The following is a 16,680-nucleotide window of genomic DNA, read 5'->3' as shown; positions in this document are numbered from 1 at the left end:
ATTCCTGCAAATTGAATGAACATGCGAAGTCTATTATAGCAAAAAAAAAGCACATCGACTATCGTCGATGTGTTAAAGCGCATATTTGCGAAAATCAATCCCGAATTCTTTCATATATTTCCTGAAACTGCTGTCTCCCTGCTGATAAATACCTGAAAGCTTTTCAAGTACCGGCGCTTCCTGCTCCGGGGCTATCGTGAAAGGGGTTCCGACAACAAGTCGCCTTGAACCGACCTGAGTGATTCTCGTAAAGATTAAATCACCCGTGTTCAACTGAGCCAGATCCTGATTGCTCTCCACATGCCACTCCTTCTCCGCCTCAAAAGCAGGAGACACAAGGAGATGTTTGGAATTCTTACCTGTGATGCGCACCGGCTGCAAATGCATCAGCATGAGCACACCGGCAAGTTCGAGCATCTGGCGGTTGAACACCCCCTGATTATTGCGCACAAACAAATCAAAAATCCGCGCACCGCTCACCGTAACGTAATCAAAGGCAAACCACTCCTGAAAAAAGATCATTTCATCTTCCGGGAGCGGAAAATGATCCGGAAGCCCCGTACGGTAGCGATACGTGTGCTTAGCCCTGACTTTTTCCCTCAGATTCGTATCGTATTCGATATAACTGAACAGATCATCGTACAGTTCTGTAAAGAGCTTTACCAGCCGCTTCTCCTGTTCCGCGCGAACCCGATCCGCGTCGATTACGAACTCCATTTTTTTATCTTTCATAGTTCATGCGCCTCTCTTCATTGCATCTTCACCCTGATTACTCATACCCATTCCGGCCAAGTTCCACCTTCTGCAGCCGGCTGTTAATCCGTTCCGTTCTGCCCATCTTTGCCTCATGTCTGCCGTTCAGCGTTACATTGTCACCTGTAAAGCCGATATGTATTTTGAGTAAACTGTTTCCGACACCATACATGTCCACCGGAGCGCCAAGCTCTTCATAGCGGGCAATGCGATCCGCATCAAATCCCCCTGAGGCTACGATTTTCACATGGTGAAAACCTTCATTGTCGAGTGCTTTCCGTAAAGCAAACAACAGCTCAGGATTCACCCCTCTCGGATCAAATGTCCCAAGCACTTCAGGGTGTCTTGAAAAATACGCATCCACCATATGGTTTGACGTATCAAGGCGAACCCCTTTTAAATCGTCACCAAATTCCCGCGCGACATTGAGAGAGTCCGTAATCACGTCGTTGTTGTAATCCACAAGCGCCAGCAAATCATCTTCAGGAAACGTCTCCCTGTAAGCTTTGCACGCCTCGACGAGATTCCCCTCAAAAAGCTGAATCAGGGCATGTGGCATCGTGCCGATCCCCTTCTTTCCCCACCATTCATGCATGGCATGGGTTGCCTGCGCTTTTGATCCGCCTATGTATGCCGCATACCCGTCCCCTGCCTGCATCATAAAATGATCATCACGGTCTCCCATAAAGATGACCGGTTTATCCGGGACCCGGCTCTGCGCAGAGCGAACGACCTCATAGACATTGGTGGAGACAGATGTCCGTCTTGCCAGTATTCCGTCGATAACCCCTTCGAGGTAACCAAAGTGCTGATAAGGGCCGGTCACCTTGAGGACCGGTTCAAACGGTTCAATTTTGTCACCATCTTCAAGCGAATAGACGTCAAGCTGATCAGGGCTGTCGGCAAAGGTTTCGAGCAGCGCCAGTACTTCATCGGTACCGCAAACGACTGCGTTTTTCTTTTGAAAAAACTGCATCGTCACGATATTATCCGGCTTATACTTTCTGGCAATCTCTTTGGTCTTCAGAAAATACACTGCTGAAAACCAGCCTTCGCCGACCCGCTCATCAAACTTGAACGTCTTGTTTGTCAATCGCCTGATCTTTCCTTGAAGCTTCAGTTGAATTTCTTTCATCACAATCTCCTCATGGTTCCTACATAGTCACAGATTCAGTGGTAGCGTGTACTGCCTTTCATTCTTTGAATCACTGCTTCAACGATTTCTTCAACGTCATGAGTGCTTAAATGCTCTGTACCGTTTCTCAATACAATGTCATGCGTCCGCTCTTCTGAAGTTAACAGATTCATTAAATCAGGAGCAACGGATAGAACGATATTTCCTAAAGGCATGTGTTGCATAACAAATCCCTCCCTGGAAAAATAGTGTTCAATCACGTTCCTGTTTTGCTGAAAAAGCTCTCTTCCGTCTGTGAAACAGTCAAACACTGTCATTCTTGAGATGAAGCGGTGTTCTGATCCATAAGACCATCACATCATGTATATTGTAAGTCAAACAGCGCATGATGTGTAGTGCAAATTAAATTTCCTTACAGACACATTCCACTGTTCCCCCACGTTCAAACCCCCCGGGGATCAAAATAAAGGGACAGTTACTGCTTTGGCTGATCCTTCGGCTTGCGCTGAGCGAGAATAAAGATCGGCTCAAGCTCGTCCTCTTCAAGGAAAAATGACAAAGCCGTCAGCGGGATCCGTCCCTCTGAAAAGAACTGAAAGGCCATCTGGGCAAGGACATCATACCCCGCTTCATTACGGATATCCGCAATGATCAGGACATCATGGTGAGGGATGGCAATGGCCATTTCCCCGTGCACCTGTTCTTTCATGTTGTTCAGAAACTGCTGATTCAGGATCCGGCTCGCATCATAGCCGTCATCCGTATTCAAAAAGTAAAATGTGTTCCCGGCTACCTGATCCGACTTCATCTCCGTCGGCAGTTTTCTCAGGTTAAAGTGCGCCATTTCGCGAATCTCGCTGTGGGTTTTCCCGGATTCTTCGAGCATCTGTTCATCGATCATCGTGTAAGAAGCGCCTTCATCAACGGCATAAAAAATCACCGTTTCCGACGTATGCTCATCATATACAAGGGCCGTACCGTCTCCCTTTTCTTTTTGAAAGGAACCGGTCCTGAGCACCGGGTAAATGCTGTCTTCCCTGCCGGTAATCGATACCTTGTCAACGAGGAGCCGCATGCCTTCCGTGATCGTTTGCATCGTTTCTTTCAACGTGGCGTCTCTGTCGGCGTCCTCTTCAAACTTCTTCCTCAAATTTGTCAGCTGAATCGTGACCCCTTTATCCACCCGTTTATCCGTGATTTTGAGCGTATCATGATCCCGATCAAACGAAGTTGTCCAGTTTTCATTGGTAATCTCCGCTTCGATCAGCCGTTTTATTTCAATTGGTTTCATCGTATATCTGCACTCCTTTCAATGCTTCTATTTTATCACGTAAGCGGTGCCCTTCAAATGAGAGCGACTCGAAGAACGCTCATTGACAGACACTGCTCCGTCATCCCTTTGGAATCGTCATGTCACCCGGTTTTATCCAATTCATTTTTCTGAGAAGTTCCGAAAGAAAAAGACTGATCACAGCCGGCAGGATGAAAAACAAAAGGGCTATCGCGACAAGGGTTTCTGTTTCCGTCCCCATCACATTCATGGCCATTACCGGACCGACGAAGCCGCTCGTGCCCATTCCTGCCCCGGCCTGGTTGTTCTCCATGACAAATACGACGGTTGCAAGCGGCCCGAGGATCGCTGCCGTCAACGTAGGCGGGATCAAAATCAACGGCCGCTTAATGATGTTCGCAATCTGCAGCATGGAAGTTCCGAGCCCAAGAGCAATCAGACCGCCAAATTTATTTTCCCTGTAGCTGCTTACGGCGAAACCGATCATTTGAGCCGAGCACCCGACTGCCGCTGCACCGGCGGCCAAACCGTCGAGCCCAAGCATAAACGCAAGGGCTGCACTCGAAATCGGCGCCGTCAGTGCGAGCCCCATCAGGACGGCAACCAGAGCCCCCATCGCGAGCGGCTGCTGGGTTGTCGCCCACATAATAAATGAACCGAACTGTTCAAGAGTTGCGGCAACCGGAGGTCCGATCAGCCCTGCGGTAAAATAGCCCGTCGCAATGGTCACAAAAGGGGTCACAATAATATCGACCTTCGTTTCCCCACTGACGAGTTTTCCGATCTCAACAGACAAGAGTGCAGCGAGATAGCTGCCTGCAGGGCCGGCCAGTTCGGCTCCGGCAGCACCTGTCACTACAGCCGAAAAGATCACGAGTGGCGGTGCCTTCAGACCGTAGGCAATTGCCACACCGATGGCAGGCCCCATCAGACTCATGGCCAATTCGCCCATATCGACCAGGAACTGTCCGCCTTCCGCCCAATACGGCATCAGCATCCGTTCCCCGGCGGTTTGCATCATCAGCCCCATAATTAACGATGAGAAGAGCCCAAGCGCCATGTAACTGAGTGCGGTAATCACGTACGAATGAACCCCCGGCTGTATCCCTTTCTTTTTCAAAAAAACCATGACTGTGCCCCTCTCTGATGAACGTGCGCCTAAACGCGATTTCTTTTTTGGATCACAAACGTGCACGTGATACCTTTTTTATGGAGTATAAAGAAAACCCCTCAATGAGATCATTGAGGGCGTGCTCTTATTCATCTTCCGCCATCGAATAGACGAAGTCAAACATAAATTCGGCATGATCCTGTAAGTCTTCAATGCCGAGAACCGTCGTCATTTTCCGACCGTCCACCGCCACAATCAGCCGGTATAAGTCCTCATCGAACTGAGTAACAACAATGTATCCGTCGACAGACGCTTCGTTCGTAAATGTTTCAAGGACGATCACTTCATTATCGAGCATCAGATCCTTTTCAATCTCGTTCGGATCAGCATAATCAATGTCATCATTTTTGAATAATAAATAGGTCATGTCATTTGCGGATAACACGTAATTGAACTCATTGACATGTTCAATATCAATCGCTCTGTCTGAATAGAATTCAAGTCCCTCATCAGAGGCATTGGTATCATTCGGATCACCAGACATCTTCTGTTCAATCAAAGCCCGGGCTTCTTCTTCGATCTGTTCTTCAGATACAGCACAACCGGAAACCGCAGTTATGAAGAGAGTTGCAGCTGCTGCAAAACCCATCCACCGCTTTTTCATCATGAGGTTCTTCCCCCTTTTTCCATATCATTATATTGTCCCTCGATTATTTTATCATAAAACCATGTCGTTTTCGCAGAATTTGTCGAAAAAACATCAAAAATCTCAATTGATCATTGTTATGTCATTTACGCTTTTCAAAATAAGGATAAAGTCCCACTCATTCGCTTTTACAGCCTGTTTATGAAAGCAAAAAGCAGGGGATGAAAACGGTGAGAATGCAAAGGGAGATGATCAACATGCACATCAATGTATACTTGGCCGGTCAAATTCATGATGACTGGCGAACGGAAATCAAACAGGAGGCTGAAAAAAAGAAGCTCCCACTGTCTTTTTTCGGCCCCATGGAAAACCACGACCGCTCCGATAACATCGGTGAAGAAATTCTCGGTAAACAGGCGGATCCCATCGCAAAAGATGAAGCTGCGTCACAGCTCAATAACCTGAGAACCCGACTGCTTATGGAGAAATCCGACGTGGTTATTGCCAAATTCGGCGAATCCTATAAACAGTGGAACAGCGCCATGGATGCTTCTGCGGCTGTGACACTCGGAAAACCGCTGATTCTTATTCGCCCAAAGAACCTGCATCATCCGTTGAAAGAACTCAGTGAACGCGCACAGGTGACCGTGGAAACAGCTGAACAGGCAGTAAAATGCCTGGCTTACTTGTTTGAAACAGACTGATCCTTTCATAATATTGCAACCGTCGAACCCGATCGTGATTAACCTGAAACAGTCCGGAACCTCATCAGTGAGGCTCCGGACTTTTCTGTTTGATTCGAACTGATTCTTACGCTTATACTTGCGAACGGATCTGTTCAAGCGTATTCTGATCGGTCTGTCTGACGAGGGTTGTGATCAGTTCCTTCGCCGCTGCATAGTCATCTACATGAATAATGGAAGCGGACGTATGGATGTAGCGCGAACAGATCCCGATGACCGCAGACGGCACACCGCTGTTGGACATATGAACCCGGCCGGCATCCGTTCCTCCCTGAGAAATAAAGAACTGATAAGGGATGTTATGATCTTCCGCCGTCGACAGCACGAAATCACGCATGCCACGGTGCGTAATCATCGTCCGGTCAAAAATCCGTAAGAGGGCCCCTTTTCCGAGGTGACCAAAGGCGTCCTTATCCCCAGACGCATCGTTTGCAGGGCTTGCATCAAGGGCATAAAACAAGTCAGGCTGAATCATGTTTGCCGCCGTCTGCGCCCCGCGAAGCCCGACCTCTTCCTGCACCGTTGCCCCGGAATAGAGGGTGTTTGGCAGGCTTTCCCCCTGCAGCTCTTTTAACAGTTCAATGGACAGACCGACGCCATACCGGTTATCCCAGGCTTTGGCCAAAAGCTTTTTCTCATTGGCCATCTTCTCTAATGGGCAGATCGGGACGATCGGCTGCCCCGGACGGATGCCGATCTTTTCTGCATCCGCCTTATCATCGGCACCGATATCGATGTACATGTTTTTCATTTCCATCGGCTTGGCCCGTTTTGCCTCATCGAGGAGATGCGGAGGAATTGATCCTACCACACCTGTCACCGGACCGTTGTCCGTCATAATCTGCAGCTTTTGTGCAAGGAGCACCTGGCTCCACCAGCCGCCCAGTGGCTGAAAGCGGATCAGCCCTTTTTCGTTGATCGCTGTTACCATAAATCCGACTTCATCCATATGGCCCGCCACCATCACTTTGGGTCCTGTTTCTGCACCGCGTTTCACGCCGAACACGCTGCCGAGACGGTCCTGAATCACCTCATCACTATATGCTTCCAATTGTTTTTTGACATACTTCCGGACATCGTGTTCATGCCCCGGAGCACCGTGCAAGGCTGTCAGTGTTTCAAACATTTGATACGTTTCTTCGTTCATTATGTAAACCTCCCGAATTTGAATTAACGTCTGCCAACTATCATTTTATCGAAATCCGGCTCTGAATGCCACAATTATTCGGAAGCCGAAAGAAACAGCATTGAAAAGGATTGGCATTAACCGGCAGAATTCGCTATACTGTAACTGTATATCACACGTCAATGAACTTGATAAGGGCAGGTGTTGAAGGTATGAGTTGGAAGAAATTTGCCGCAGGTATCGGTGCAGGTGTCGCCGTGACGGTTCTGGCAAAAAAACAGATGGACCGGAGCGACATGGGCATTTCTGCAGAGAAAGCATTGAAAACGGTTAAGAAACAGGCCTCAGAGCTCGGAACCATTGAAGGATCCTGGGTTCACATGGTGACTGAGAAATTCGAAACGGATCATCTTGTGTATAATGTGTACCGCGGCGGCGTTACCGTTGGTAATGATCTGGGAGAAGTTTCCGCTTACGATTTTTATGTGGATGCAGCATCAGGGACCATCCTCTCTCTTGAAAAACAGTAACCAAGACCCGATCATATGTAAAAAAGCCTGCAGATGCAGGCTTTTTTGTTATGTTGTCAAGAACTGCGCAGGTTCTCCTTCAGCTGAGTTATTCGTTCTCCCGGTTCCGCTCAAGGCAATGCTTAATCTGCTTCCCGTCCTCAGAAAACTGTACCCAGCGGTAATGGGCATCATGATAAAACGTAAAGACAGGACTGTTTGGCAAATTCGCCTGAATATACTGCTCTTTTTGATGGATCGATGTCATCGGATAATCATCATAAGCAAGCACCCACAGTGAAGGTAAATGTACGTGGGTCGGCATGAGATCCGCCATATGCCAAATATTGGCATTCCCGCAACTGATATGGATGATGGCATGACCGTAACTGTGTCCGCCTGTATGGATCATCCGGACATCCGGTGCCACTTCAATCTGACCGGCATAGGTCTTCACCTGATGCTCAATCGCCTCCCAGTTTTCCCTGAAGTACGTGTTTTTCGAGCGGATATTCGGTTGTCTCATCTCCGCCCATTCCTTTTCCTCCACATAGATCACGGCATTCGGAAACACAGGCTGTTGTTTGCCATCAACGGGTTCAGTCAGCCCGCTGACGTGATCGAAGTGCATATGCGTCATCAGCACCGCATCAATGTCCGCAGGAGTAAGTCCCAGTTCCGCAAGATTTTCTTTCACTTTGGATTCGGACGTGATGCCGTAATTCCGCATGGCTTTCTCTGAAAATTTGCCGTTTCCGATGCCTGATTCAATGAGCATGTGCTTGCCGTCAACCTGAAGCAAAATCGGATCAGAGCGGAGCTCAATCTGATTGTTGTCATTGACGGGATAACGCTTTGACCAGAGCGGCTTCGGCACGACTCCAAACATCGCTCCGCCGTCGAGATGGGTAACACCGCCATCAAGCCAGGTCATGGTCACTTCTTCGTTCACCTTCCACTGTTCCATTGCCATCGTGATCCCTCCTGAAGAATACTTACTAGAATTCACCTTCACTATACCATGATTCGAGCCGGTAAATCCTCATTCCCAGGCTTGCAAATTTTTCTTCATATTCGGTCATAATGTTTTCTTCCATGCCGCTGTTATGAAGATCAAGGCTGACGTTCTGAAAGGCCATACCGGTCTGGCTCATGCTCGCAAGCGAATACTCAAACAGGCCCTGATTATCCGTTTTAAAATGAATCTCCCCGTCAGACTTCAGCACCGTCCTGTATTTATTCAGAAAATCCGGATGCGTCAGCCGCCGTTTTGCGTGGCGCTTTTTTGGCCACGGGTCGGTGAAGTTGATATACAGACGATCGATCTCCCCTTCATCAAACAGTTCCTCAATATGCTTCACGTCCGCTTCAATCAGCTTCAGATTCGGTGGCGGATTTTCTTCTACGCGCTGTACACCCGTCACAAGGACACTGCTGTGTTTTTCGACCCCTATAAAGCATCTGTCGGGATAGGCCATTGCCATTTCCGTAATAAAACGTCCTTTCCCGGTTCCGATTTCCACATGCAACGGTGCATCGGGATCTGTCCCCGGAAAAAGCGTGCGCCACTTGCCTCTTTTCTCATACGGCTGATCGGTGACCAGTTCAGGAAACTTCCCCATATACTCCTTTGCCCAAGGCTTCTTGCGTAATCTCATTTTAACTTCATCCTTTCACCTTTTGCTGATCTGCCCTTGCGAAGGGCTCTTTTCTACAGAAGAGAAACGCACCTGTAAAACCTGTCAGGTGCGTTCCTGTATTTGTTCCTATTCGTTCATGACCCTGTTCAGACGATCCAGCCACTGATCCCGTTCCCCATCAAGACCCCGGCAGTCGTACCAGGCAATGTTTTCAATGCAAAGTGCCGTTAAATACCAGCGGACTTTGTTATCGAGCTCAGGTGTCTGACTGATGCCGTATTGCGAGAGCCACTCTGCGCGATCCGCCTCCGGTACATATAAGTAAAGGATCGGTGCGATATCCATCACCGGATCCGCAAGCTTTGCCCCGTCCCAGTCGATCAGATACAGCTCATCTTTATCGTGATCGTTGTAATGAATCCAGTTGTTGTGATGCACATCCGCATGGCAGACAACAAAACATGTTTCATCGTGAACCGGAACCTGATCGACAAGCCAATGCAAAGCATGTAATACCTGCGGCTGATGACTCGTCATCTTCGCCATCGCTTTTTTGGCGTAATCAATGACATGCTCAGGCATCACAGGCGTGTTCCCCATTCGCTTGAACATCTCCAAAAGCTCCGACGAGCGGTGAATCTTGGACAAAAGTCTTGCGACCCGGTTTGAATTCAACTCATGCCTGTCAAGCTTTCGTCCTTCCACCCATTCCTGGGCAGTGACAACATCACCATTTTCCAGCCGCTTGGTCCAAAGGAGTTTCGGAACGATACCTTCGGCGGACAGAACAGCCAGAAACGGGGATGAATTTCGTTTAACAAATATCTTCTGCTGTCCTCTCTCGGCAATATACGCTTCACCGGTAGCGCCACCGGCAGGGCGCAATTCCCATCCTTCTCCAAGAAACTGTTCCAAATGGTTCACCCTCATTTATTGTAACATGATCTGTACGTATTCACTTCCGTTAACTCCCTTATTTGATGCGACAACATTCTTCGAGTCAAAAAAAGGAGAGAAAACAGGAAAAAGACGCATAGCGCCTTTTCTCATTGTAAAGAAGTTTATATAGAGAATCAAGACTATCTTTTTTTACCGAGTACCAGACATTCAAACGGCTTCATGTCAAGCTTTAGGCCGAGCATCGACGGCTCCGTTATGACAGCTGAGCGATACGGGGATGACAGAACCTGCCATTGTCCTACAGAAGGCAGATGCACTTCCTGCTGCTCATCACCCGGATTAAAAAAGATGACAATCTCCTCTTCATATTCAAACAGAATATAGCCGAAGACAGGAAATTCCGTTTGCAACACCCGTGTCCGCTCTCTGAATGCAGATGCAGAAAGTTGCCTGAAACCCGGCCTGCTTCTTCTAAGAGCAATCAGATCCCGGATGTAACGGATATTTTCTGACGCTTCTTCTGCGAGATTCCAGTCAAGACGATTCACCTCATCAGGGGAAATGTAGCTGTTCCCATCTCCGCCTTTCGTGCGGAAAAATTCCTGTCCTGCATGAAGAAACGGAACACCCTGACTGAAGATTGTAATGGCTGTGGCCAGCCTGTGCAGCGCCTGTCTAGTCTCAACCGAATCTTCCTGATTGGAAATGAGAAGCCTGTCCCAAAGGGTGTGATTATCATGGCATTCCACATAATTCACCGTCTGCGTGATTTCCGCCACATGCGGCGGAAGCGGCTCATCCATCAAAACAGAACCCGAGGTCAGCTGATACATCCGTTCGATCCATTTTCCGCGGCCTGTTGCGTAGCCCTGTTCATTCAAATCAAAGGTGCTTCCCTTGATCGTGTCGCGAAACATGTCATTAAAAAATCGTACACCAGGCATTTCACCTGCTCTGTGATTAGTCGCCTTATGATCGAAATCAAGCTCTGTCGGCAAATTCCAGCCTTCTCCAAGCAGCATGACCGGTCTTGGCTCTTTATCAGCCTCATGACGGATGGCGTTGACCGTATCGATATCCATAATCCCCATCAGGTCAAAACGGAACCCGTCAATCCTGAATTCTTTCAGCCAGTACCTCACCGTATCAAGGATAAAGGCACGGACCATGGGCCGTTCACTGGCAATATCATTGCCTACACCCGTTCCGTTTGATGGCTCACCATTCGCTGAATAACGGAAATAGTAATAAGGGACAAGTTTATGGAACGATGATTCATCAAGAACAAAGACATGATTATAGACCACATCGAGAATCACCTGAATGCCCTTTCGGTGAAAGGCCTGTACAAGTTCTTTCAATTCGGTGATTCTGGCAAACGGATTGGTCGGATCCGTTGAAAAACTCCCTTCAGGCACCTGAAAAAAGAGCGGATCATACCCCCAGTTATACTGTTTTGAAGGCTTCAGATCGTCCACCCGTCCGAAATCATTCACCGGCAGGAGCTGAACATGTGTCATCCCCAGATCCGTCAGATAATCAAGTCCCGTTTTGAACCCCTTTTCCGTCGTCGTTCCTGTTTCAGTCAGACCGCTGTAGGTTCCTTTCGCCTTGACCCCGCTGTCCGGATGAATGGTCGCATCCCTCACATGAAGCTCATAAATGATGCTGTCCTGGAGATTACGCACCTCAGGGCGGTCCGTCGAGCGGAATTCTTTCGGATCCGTCCTTGTTAGATCGACGACGACACCGGCCTTGCTGTTTGCCGTGAGTGCCTTGGCATAAGGATCAACCACCTCGTGAACGACCCCGTTGACTTCTGCACGGAACAGATATTCATCTCCGTGACAGTCTCCCGGAACCGCGACCTCCCAAGAACCCCGCCATGACCTGTTCATCGAGATTGCCCTTCCGTTGATCAGCAGTTCCATCGTAACAGCCACCGGGGACCATACCCTGAAGATGGTCTCTTGCGCCGTATAAATCGCTCCGAACACTTCGGAGGTATCCGAATAGTTCTCGTGAAACCACTCTGTATGTACAAGGAACCGGATGGATACAGGTGCCTTGATCCGTCCTACTCCGAGTGTCATGCGCTTACCCGGGATAATCTTTTTTGACGTGACAAGGTGCACCCCGTTTTCGTACGTGTCCATAACCGTCGCCTCGATCACTTCGTTTTCTGAATAGAGCATGGCTTTCTGGTGCACATGGACACGCTGTTCAATGCCCGCTCCGTTTAACTGCAGGTCATGCGGGCTGTCAACCCACGTCATTACATTTCTCATTACCATCATTCCTCACTTTTTCAAACCGTAGCGAGTGGCAGACTGCCCCTCGACCTTTGCATCACTATACCCGATTGTAACTGATTTCAGTCGGCCTTGACATCATTTCATTTTATTCAGCAGAAATGCATGCGCTTACATAAAATAATTCGATTATTTTTAAAAAATTCACATCTTTTTCGTTTGAAAACAAAGGTAATTATGTAATGATTAACGAAATAGTTATACAAGGACGTTCTTTGGGAATAGGACAGTATGTGAAATCGCTTAATCAAATAGAACTGGTACAACAACAGCAAAAAAGAGAGAGGGGATGCATAACATGAAGTGGAAAATAAGTGATGAGGATACATATTTATTCCATCAAGGAACCCATTACCAAAGTTACAAACTGATGGGTGCAAAGAAAATGACCATTGACGGACAAACCGGTTACCGTTTTACCGTTTGGGCACCCAATGCGAAGGCGGTCTCTGTAACCGGTGACTTCAACGACTGGGTACACGGCAGTCACCCACTCGAAAAACTGACCGATATGGGGCTTTGGGCAGGATTCTTCCCGGATGTTGAAGACGGCGTCACCTATAAATTCAGTCTCGAGCACCCCGATGGACGACGGCTGTTAAAAGCAGATCCCTATGCGCAGTATGCAGAGGTCCGTCCGAACACAGCGTCCGTTACGTGGGCTGATCCGGAATACGCGTGGTCTGACGAAGACTGGTACAAACAAAAAAAATCGACTTCTTCATATTCATCTCCTGTGAACATTTATGAAGTGCACCTCGGCACATGGCGAAAGAAGCCGGGCGAAGTTGAAGATGATGCCCTTTATTCCTACCGCGAACTCGCAGAGACGCTCATCCCCTATGTAAAAGAACTCGGGTACACACACATTGAACTCTTGCCAATAACCGAACACCCATTTGATCTTTCGTGGGGCTATCAGATTACCGGCTATTTCGCACCGACAAGCCGCTTTGGATCACCTGAGGACTTTAAGTATTTCGTGGATCAGTGTCACCGGCATAAGATCGGGGTCCTCCTCGACTGGGTTCCAGGTCACTTCTGCCGCGATGAACATGGGCTTCGCCAGTTTGACGGGGAAGCCTGCTATGAGTACCAAGACATTAATAAAGCGGATAAACCCTCATGGGGGACACTCACCTTCGACTTCGGTCGCCCTGAAGTCCAGAGTTTTCTCATCTCCAACGCCGTTTACTGGCTCCGCGAATTTCATCTTGACGGCATCCGCGTTGATGCCGTGGCAAGCATGATGTATCTGAACTTCGACCGTCCGGAAGATAAACCGAAGCTCTATAACACCTACGGCGGCGAAGAAAACCTGGAGGCCACAGCCTTCTTGCGAAAACTCAATCAGACCGTCTTCGCCTATGAGCCGGACGTATTGATGATGGCGGAAGACAGCTCCGATGTGCCACTTGTAACGGCACCGGTACATGACGGCGGTCTCGGATTCAATTACAAATGGAATATGGGCTGGATGAACGACATGCTCAAGTACATGGAATATGACCCGCTTCACCGCAAGCATCACCATAACCACCTGACATTCTCCTTTATGTATACGTACTCGGAGAACTTCATCTTGCCACTCTCCCATGATGAGGTCGTACACGGAAAAAAGTCTTTACTCAATAAAATGCCGGGTGATCAGTGGCAGCAGTTTGCGAACTTCCGCCTGCTCCTCGCCTATCAGATGGCCCATCCGGGCAAAAAGCTTCTCTTTATGGGCGGCGAACTTGCCATGTACAGCGAATGGAAGGATAAAGAGGATTTGGACTGGCACCTGCTCGACTATCCGCTCCACCGCGGCGCTCATGAGTATATTCGCGTATTGAATCATATGTATAAGAACTCGCCCGCTCTCTACGAGCTCGATCATGACCCGGCAGGGTTTCAGTGGATCGACGCAGATAACCAGGATCAGAGTATCACATCGTTTATCCGTCGCGGGAAAAAGCCGGGTGATGAATACATCATCATCTGCAACTTCACACCGGTCGTCCACTACGATTTCAAAATCGGCGTCCCTGAACCCGGTGTCTATAAAGAGGTCTTCAATACCGATTACGAGCATTTCGGCGGCTCGAATCAGATCAACGATGGCGATCATTTTACTTTCGATGAAAAATGGCACGGCTTTGATCAGCACATGAAAATCATGGTACCACCTTTAGCCGTTTCCATTTTCCAAATAAAATCCACACACAACGATGAGGAGGAATCCCAATGAAAAAAGAAATTATCGGCATGCTTCTGGCCGGTGGTAAGGGAACCCGTCTCGGTTTACTGACCGAAGACATTGCCAAGCCTGCCGTTCATTTCGGAGGCAAATACCGGATTATCGATTTCACCCTGAGCAACTGTTCCAATTCCAAAATCCACACGGTTGGCGTACTGACCCAGTATTCGCCGCTCGAGCTGCACAAACATATGGGCATTGGTAAACCATGGGATATGGATCGGCAGACCGACGGTTTGTCCATTCTGTCACCGTTCCAGGCGAGTGACGGGGCCAGCTGGTACAGCGGAACCGCTGATGCCATCACAAAAAACATTCACTACATCGACCAGCATAACCCGACCTACGTGCTCGTGATCTCCGGGGACCATATCTATCAGATGGACTATCGGAAGATGCTCGATCACCATAAAGAAACAGGTGCTTCAGCCACGATCTCCGTCATGGAAGTACCATGGGAAGATGCCCCGCGCTTCGGGATCTTAAATACAAAAGAGGACCTTGAAATTTACGAATTTGATGAGAAGCCAAAAGAACCGAAGAACAATCTCGCTTCAATGGGCATTTACATCTTTACCTGGGCGGATCTCAGACAGTATCTCGTCGATGACGAAAAAATCGAAGAATCCGATCATGACTTCGGTAAGGATATCATCCCGGCCATGCTCAATGACCGCCTTCCGATGTATGCATACCGTTTCGACGGGTACTGGAAAGATGTTGGTACCATCAAGAGTTATTGGGAAGCGAACATGGATCTCCTCGAGGAAGATCTCTCCCTGTCTTTAAATAATAAAGAATGGCGCACATACTCCCATGACTCCAACTATCCGCCGGAATATATCGGCGAAAATGCCGTCATCAAGAACTCCCTCATCACTTCAGGATCATGGATTGATGGTACGGTCACACAATCTGTGCTGTTTGAGAAAGTCGATGTCTATGAAGGAGCGGTCGTCAAAGAATCCATTCTGCATCCGTCCGTCAAAATCGGAAAGAACTCCCAGGTGACGCAGGCCATTGTGATGGAGAACACCACGCTCCCTGACGACATTGTCATCGATGGGTCTTCCTACGATGAACCGGTCGTCATTAATCAGGATGACTATTCAACATTCAACACTGCGAAAGGGGCGAAGTGAGATGGAGCCATTACTCGGACTGATCAACCTAGACAATGAACATGATTTCCTGGAAGAACTGACCTACTTCCGCTGCGGGGCCGCCACGCCGTTTGCAGGCCGTTACCGCATGATTGACTTCACGCTTTCCAACATGGTGAACTCCGGCGTGGAAGAAGTGGCCATTTTCACCAATCACAAATACCGCGCTTTAATGGACCATATCAAAACCGGTGCCGACTGGGAGCTTGCAAGGCGTCACGGCAGGGTGTTCATTCTGCCGCCGGACTGGAACGACCCGACGGATATTTCCCGCGGTGATCTCCGGCATTTCCACAACAACCGTGACTTCTTTCACCGCTCAAAAGCGGAGAACGTCATCATTTCCGGCAGCCAGTATCTGACCAATGTCAATGCCCTCAAGGCGTATGAGTATCATCTTGAGCGGGATGCCGACGTCACGGTGATTCAGACGAATGTTCCTGAACCTGGCGACGAGCACCGACAGCTTCTCCGGATTGAAAGTGATGAAGACGGCTGGGTAAAAGGGTTCTCGAGTGACCCTGCAAACTCCAAAGTGTTCACCAATGTGTACATCATCAAAAAAGAGGTGCTGCTTCAACTCGTTGATTTCTGCATCGCCTACCATAAAGACAATTTCTTTTTGGACGGTGTCAGAGGCAAGTTACCAGACCTGAAAATCCAGCACTACAGCTTTAACGGATACGGCATGTTTATTAACTCCATTCAAAGCTACTACAAGAATAACCTGTCCCTTTTGCAGCCGGACAATTACAAAAAGCTGTTTTTCAAGAACCAGCTAATAAAAACCAAGCTCAGTAACGAACCGCCTGCCAAGTATGTCAACGGCAGTGCTGTCACGAAATCCATGGTATCAAACGGCTGCGTGATCGAGGGTACGGTCGATAACAGCGTCCTGTTCCGCGGGGTCAAAATTTCTCCGACGGCGACGGTCAAAAATTCCATCATCATGCAGCGCTGCGTGATCGAAGACAACGTTCACCTTGAGAACGTCATTCTCGACAAAGACGTGCATGTATCTGCAGGACAACAGCTCATCGGTTCAAAAGACAAGCCCTACGTGGTCGCCAAACGCCAACGCGTCTGAACCGTTTATGGCAAACATCTGAAAG

Annotated in this window: 16 protein-coding genes; 5 read left to right on the top strand and 11 right to left on the bottom strand. The window is 48.5% G+C overall.

The genetic code is table 11. The features are described from left to right. Window positions 1-72 precede the first annotated feature (72 nt). From BSEL_RS17035 to BSEL_RS06560, 6 genes are all read right to left on the bottom strand, one after another. The gene (locus BSEL_RS17035; RefSeq protein WP_013172202.1) at window positions 73-732 is read right to left on the bottom strand and encodes a hypothetical protein; all 660 of its coding nucleotides are present in this window, start codon (window positions 730-732) and stop codon (window positions 73-75) included. A 37-nt stretch (window positions 733-769) separates the two neighbouring features. Continuing rightward, the gene (locus tag BSEL_RS06580; protein WP_013172201.1) at window positions 770-1,888 is read right to left on the bottom strand and encodes a nicotinate phosphoribosyltransferase; all 1,119 of its coding nucleotides are present in this window, start codon (window positions 1,886-1,888) and stop codon (window positions 770-772) included. A 35-nt stretch (window positions 1,889-1,923) separates the two neighbouring features. Continuing rightward, window positions 1,924-2,112 carry a hypothetical protein gene (locus tag BSEL_RS06575; RefSeq protein ID WP_013172200.1) on the bottom strand — a complete coding sequence of 63 codons (189 nt, stop codon included), beginning with the start codon at window positions 2,110-2,112 and terminating at the stop codon, window positions 1,924-1,926. 251 nt (window positions 2,113-2,363) lie between these two features. Then, window positions 2,364-3,179: a DUF1444 domain-containing protein gene (locus BSEL_RS06570; RefSeq protein WP_013172199.1), complete on the bottom strand. Its 816-nt coding sequence runs from the start codon at window positions 3,177-3,179 to the stop codon at window positions 2,364-2,366. Window positions 3,180-3,279: 100 nt separating this feature from the next. Then, window positions 3,280-4,308, bottom strand: coding sequence for a PTS transporter subunit IIC (locus tag BSEL_RS06565; protein WP_013172198.1), 1,029 nt, complete (start codon window positions 4,306-4,308; stop codon window positions 3,280-3,282). Between the two features lie 127 nt (window positions 4,309-4,435). Then, window positions 4,436-4,957, bottom strand: a complete 522-nt coding sequence (locus BSEL_RS06560; RefSeq protein WP_013172197.1) for a hypothetical protein — start codon at window positions 4,955-4,957, stop codon at window positions 4,436-4,438. Window positions 4,958-5,193: 236 nt separating this feature from the next. On the opposite strand from BSEL_RS06560, the gene BSEL_RS06555 reads away from it, so the two are divergent. After that, a complete protein-coding gene (locus BSEL_RS06555) occupies window positions 5,194-5,640 on the top strand; it encodes a YtoQ family protein (RefSeq protein WP_013172196.1) in 447 nt (148 codons plus the stop codon). Between the two features lie 112 nt (window positions 5,641-5,752). Here BSEL_RS06555 and BSEL_RS06550 read toward each other — a convergent pair whose 3' ends face one another. Next, the gene (locus BSEL_RS06550) at window positions 5,753-6,826 is read right to left on the bottom strand and encodes a M42 family metallopeptidase (RefSeq protein WP_013172195.1); all 1,074 of its coding nucleotides are present in this window, start codon (window positions 6,824-6,826) and stop codon (window positions 5,753-5,755) included. 191 nt (window positions 6,827-7,017) lie between these two features. On the opposite strand from BSEL_RS06550, the gene BSEL_RS06545 reads away from it, so the two are divergent. Beyond that, window positions 7,018-7,335, top strand: a complete 318-nt coding sequence (locus BSEL_RS06545; protein ID WP_013172194.1) for a PepSY domain-containing protein — start codon at window positions 7,018-7,020, stop codon at window positions 7,333-7,335. A gap of 88 nt (window positions 7,336-7,423) precedes the next feature. On the opposite strand, the gene BSEL_RS06540 is transcribed toward BSEL_RS06545, so the two are convergent. From BSEL_RS06540 to pulA, 4 genes are all read right to left on the bottom strand, one after another. Beyond that, window positions 7,424-8,281 (bottom strand): YtnP family quorum-quenching lactonase, encoded by an 858-nt coding sequence (locus BSEL_RS06540; RefSeq protein WP_041582322.1) that lies wholly within the window; start codon window positions 8,279-8,281, stop codon window positions 7,424-7,426. Window positions 8,282-8,312: 31 nt separating this feature from the next. Then, window positions 8,313-8,972, bottom strand: coding sequence for a tRNA (guanosine(46)-N7)-methyltransferase TrmB (trmB, locus tag BSEL_RS06535; RefSeq protein WP_013172192.1), 660 nt, complete (start codon window positions 8,970-8,972; stop codon window positions 8,313-8,315). Between the two features lie 108 nt (window positions 8,973-9,080). Then, complete coding sequence (locus BSEL_RS06530) at window positions 9,081-9,878, bottom strand: phosphotransferase (protein WP_408643027.1); 798 nt, start codon at window positions 9,876-9,878, stop codon at window positions 9,081-9,083. 155 nt (window positions 9,879-10,033) lie between these two features. Beyond that, window positions 10,034-12,142 carry a type I pullulanase gene (gene pulA, locus BSEL_RS06525; protein WP_013172190.1) on the bottom strand — a complete coding sequence of 703 codons (2,109 nt, stop codon included), beginning with the start codon at window positions 12,140-12,142 and terminating at the stop codon, window positions 10,034-10,036. A gap of 322 nt (window positions 12,143-12,464) precedes the next feature. On the opposite strand from pulA, the gene glgB reads away from it, so the two are divergent. The 3 genes from glgB to glgD are packed head-to-tail and all read left to right on the top strand — an operon-like array spanning window position 12,465 to window position 16,655. Further along, on the top strand, window positions 12,465-14,396 hold the full coding sequence (glgB, locus tag BSEL_RS06520; protein ID WP_155522714.1) for a 1,4-alpha-glucan branching protein GlgB: 1,932 nt from the start codon (window positions 12,465-12,467) through the stop codon (window positions 14,394-14,396). Continuing rightward, on the top strand, window positions 14,393-15,547 hold the full coding sequence (locus tag BSEL_RS06515; RefSeq protein ID WP_013172188.1) for a glucose-1-phosphate adenylyltransferase: 1,155 nt from the start codon (window positions 14,393-14,395) through the stop codon (window positions 15,545-15,547). The genes glgB and BSEL_RS06515 overlap by 4 nt, the downstream gene beginning before the upstream one ends. A gap of 1 nt (window position 15,548) precedes the next feature. Beyond that, window positions 15,549-16,655 carry a glucose-1-phosphate adenylyltransferase subunit GlgD gene (gene glgD / locus BSEL_RS06510; RefSeq protein WP_013172187.1) on the top strand — a complete coding sequence of 369 codons (1,107 nt, stop codon included), beginning with the start codon at window positions 15,549-15,551 and terminating at the stop codon, window positions 16,653-16,655. Window positions 16,656-16,680 lie beyond the last annotated feature (25 nt).

The sequence above is a fragment of the [Bacillus] selenitireducens MLS10 genome, from assembly GCF_000093085.1.
Classification (GTDB): Bacteria; Bacillota; Bacilli; order Bacillales; family Salisediminibacteriaceae; genus Salisediminibacterium; species Salisediminibacterium selenitireducens.
The sequence above is the reverse complement of the archived record's forward strand: the minus strand, read 5'-3'. Positions and strand labels throughout refer to the sequence as shown.